At 70.0% G+C, this 3,299-nt stretch carries 3 protein-coding genes; all 3 read left to right on the forward strand.

Translation table 11 applies throughout. The features are described 5' to 3' along the window. Window positions 1-37: 37 nt before the first annotated feature. The 3 genes from DQW85_RS25580 to DQW85_RS25590 are packed head-to-tail and all read left to right on the forward strand — an operon-like array spanning window position 38 to window position 3,137. Window positions 38-1,057, forward strand: a complete 1,020-nt coding sequence (locus DQW85_RS25580; RefSeq protein WP_113702516.1) for an ABC transporter permease — start codon at window positions 38-40, stop codon at window positions 1,055-1,057. Then, window positions 1,054-2,088, forward strand: coding sequence for an ABC transporter ATP-binding protein (locus DQW85_RS25585; RefSeq protein ID WP_113702514.1), 1,035 nt, complete (start codon window positions 1,054-1,056; stop codon window positions 2,086-2,088). Before DQW85_RS25580 ends, DQW85_RS25585 begins: the two co-directional genes overlap by 4 nt. A 32-nt stretch (window positions 2,089-2,120) precedes the next feature. Continuing rightward, window positions 2,121-3,137, forward strand: coding sequence for an ABC transporter ATP-binding protein (locus DQW85_RS25590; RefSeq protein ID WP_240197425.1), 1,017 nt, complete (start codon window positions 2,121-2,123; stop codon window positions 3,135-3,137). Window positions 3,138-3,299: the final 162 nt, after the last annotated feature.

Raw genomic sequence — 3,299 nt, forward strand, 5'->3', positions numbered from 1 at the left:
CCGGGCGAACCCCGGGGCGGCCGCCGGGCCGGGCACTGTGTTCACATACATCGTCAGACGCCTGATCAGCGCGGTGATCATGCTCGCCATTGTGAGCCTGGCAACCTTCGCGATCTTCTTCCTCGTGCCGCGGCTCGCCGGGGCGACCCCCGAAGGCATGGCCAGCCGCTACGTCGGCCGCACCGCCACGGAGGAGACGGCCAAGCTGGCCGCCGAACGCCTCGGGTTCAACGATCCCCTCGTCGTGCAGTACGGCAGGTACGTCAAGGGCATCGTGGCCGGAGCCGAATACGACTACGGAGCGGGCGTCGAACAGTGCCCGGCCCCGTGCCTCGGCTACTCGTTCATCACCCGGCAGCCCGTCTTCCCCGACCTGATGAACCGGCTGCCCGTCACCCTCTCGCTGGCCATCGGCGCGGCGATCATCTGGGTGCTGCTCGGCGTCGGCATCGGCGTGCTGTCGGCCCTGCGAAGAGGCAGCGTGTTCGACCGGGCGGCGATGGTCGTCGCGCTCGCCGGCGTCTCCCTGCCGATCTTCTTCACCGGCCTGATCTCGCTGCAGCTGTTCGCCTACGGCAACCCGTTCAACTGGGCGGCGCAGGGCGGCTACTACGTCACCATCGAGGACTCGCCGATCCTGTGGGCCTACGGGCTGCTGCTGCCGTGGATCACGCTGGCGTTCCTGTTCGCCGCCACGTACGCGCGCCTCACCCGGGCGGGCATGCTGGAGACGATGAACGAGGACTACATCCGCACGGCCAGGGCCAAGGGCCTCGGCGAGGGCACCGTGATCGTGAAGCACGGCCTGCGCGGCGCCCTGACGCCCATCATCACGATCTTCGGCCTCGACTTCGGCCTGCTCATCGGCGGCGCGGTGCTGACCGAGACCGCCTACTCGCTCAACGGCCTGGGCAAGTACGCCATCGACGCCATCACCAACCAGGACCTGCCCAAGGTCATGGGCGTCACCCTCCTGGCCGCGCTCTTCGTGATCCTGGCCAACCTGGTCGTGGACCTGCTCTACGCCGTCGTCGACCCGAGAGTGAGGCTGACGTGAGCCCGCAGAGCTTCCTCGACGTCAAGGACCTGCGCATCCACTTCCCGACCGACGACGGCCTGGTCAAGTCCGTCGACGGGCTGACCTTCACGCTCGACCGCGGCAAGACGCTCGGCATCGTCGGCGAGTCCGGCTCGGGCAAGAGCGTGACCAGCCTCGGCATCCTCGGCCTGCACAAGGGCGGCCGGGCGCGGATCTCCGGCGAGATCTGGCTCGACGACGAGGAGCTCGTCTCCGCCTCCCAGGAGCACGTGCGGGGCCTGCGCGGCAAGAAGATGGCGATGATCTTCCAGGATCCGCTGTCGGCCATGCACCCCTACTACTCGGTGGGCGACCAGATCATCGAGGCGTACCGGATCCACCACGACGTCTCCAGGGCGGTGGCCCGCAAGCACGCGATCGACATGCTCGGCCGCGTCGGCATCCCCGAGCCCGCCCGGCGGGTCGACTCCTACCCGCACGAGTTCTCCGGCGGCATGCGCCAGCGAGCCATGATCGCGATGGCGCTCTCGTGCGACCCCGAGCTGCTCATCGCCGACGAGCCGACCACCGCGCTCGACGTGACCGTGCAGGCCCAGATCCTCGACCTCATGCGCGACCTGCAGCGCGAGTTCAACTCCGCGCTGATCATCATCACCCACGACCTGGGCGTGGTGGCCGAGCTGTCCGACGACATCCTCGTCATGTACGCGGGCAAGTGCATCGAGTACGGCGCCGGCGACGACATCTTCTACCGCCCCGAGCACCCCTACACCTGGGGCCTGCTGGGCTCCATGCCCCGTCTCGACCGGGAGCCCACCGAGCGGCTCCTGCCGATCAAGGGCACGCCCCCGTCCCTCATCAACGTCCCGCCGGGCTGCGCGTTCCACCCGCGCTGCCCGTACTCTGAACTGACGGACGGCATGGCGGACACCGAGGTGCCCGCGCTGGCCGAGACCGAGGGCGGCCACCTGGTGCGCTGCCACATGAGCAAGTCCGAGCGGCGCAGGCTGTGGGAGACCGAGATCAAGCCAGCCCTGGAGACCCAGTGACCGACAACGAGCCGCTACTGTCCGTGCAGGACATGGCGAAGCACTTCCCCATCACCAAGGGCCTGATGAAGCGGCAGATCGGCGCCGTCAAGGCGGTCGACGGGATCAGCTTCGAGGTGTTCAAGGGCGAGACGCTCGGCCTGGTGGGGGAGTCGGGCTGCGGCAAGTCCACCACCGGCCGCCTGGTCACCCGGCTCCTGGAGCCCACCGCAGGCAAGATCGTCTTCGAGGGCCGGGACATCACCCACGCCGGTCAGGCGAGCCTCCGCCCCCTCCGCCGCGACATGCAGATGATCTTCCAGGACCCCTACTCGTCGCTCAACCCCCGGCACACCGTGGGCGCCATCGTCGGAGCCCCGTTCCGCGTCCAGGGCGTCCGGCCGGAGCAGGGCGTCAAGAAGGCCGTCCAGGAGATCCTCGAACTCGTCGGCCTCAACCCCGAGCACTACAACCGCTACCCCCACGAGTTCTCCGGCGGCCAGCGGCAGCGCATCGGCATCGCCCGCACCCTCGCGCTCAAGCCCAAGCTGATCATCGCCGACGAGCCGGTGTCCGCGCTCGACGTCTCCATCCAGGCCCAGGTCGTCAACCTCCTGGAGGACCTGCAGAACGAGCTGGACCTCACCTACGTGGTGATCGCCCACGACCTGTCGGTGGTCCGGCACATCAGCGATCGGGTCGCGGTCATGTACCTGGGCAAGATCGTCGAGATCGCCGACCGCAAGGCCCTGTACAGCTCGCCCATGCACCCGTACACCAACGCCCTGCTGTCGGCGGTGCCGGTGCCCGACCCGAGGGCGCGCGCCGGGCGCGAACGCATCCGCCTCACCGGCGACGTGCCGAGCCCGCTCAACCCGCCGCCCGCCTGCCGCTTCCACACGCGGTGCTGGAAGGCGCAGGAGATCTGCCGGACGGTCGAGCCGCCACTGGAGGAACTGGCCAGCGGGCACCGGGTGGCCTGCCACTTCCCGGAGAACGCCCCGGGCGGCTCCCCCTCGGCCGCCCCGACGACCACGTCCACCTCCACGGACGCCCCGGCCACCGCCTGAACGGCCCGCCCTGGCGGGGGTGCCCGACGGACGGTCGGCTGGCAGAGCGGGGTGTTCGCACGGGCAGCGCGCGTCCCCGCAGCACCGAGCCCCGGCCCCGCCCCAACCGGGGCCCGCCCCAACCGGGCCGCCTCCAACCGGGCCCGCCAGTCAGGCGGGGCG

The sequence above is a fragment of the Nonomuraea lactucae genome, assembly GCF_003313395.1.
Taxonomy (GTDB): domain Bacteria; phylum Actinomycetota; class Actinomycetes; order Streptosporangiales; family Streptosporangiaceae; genus Nonomuraea; species Nonomuraea lactucae.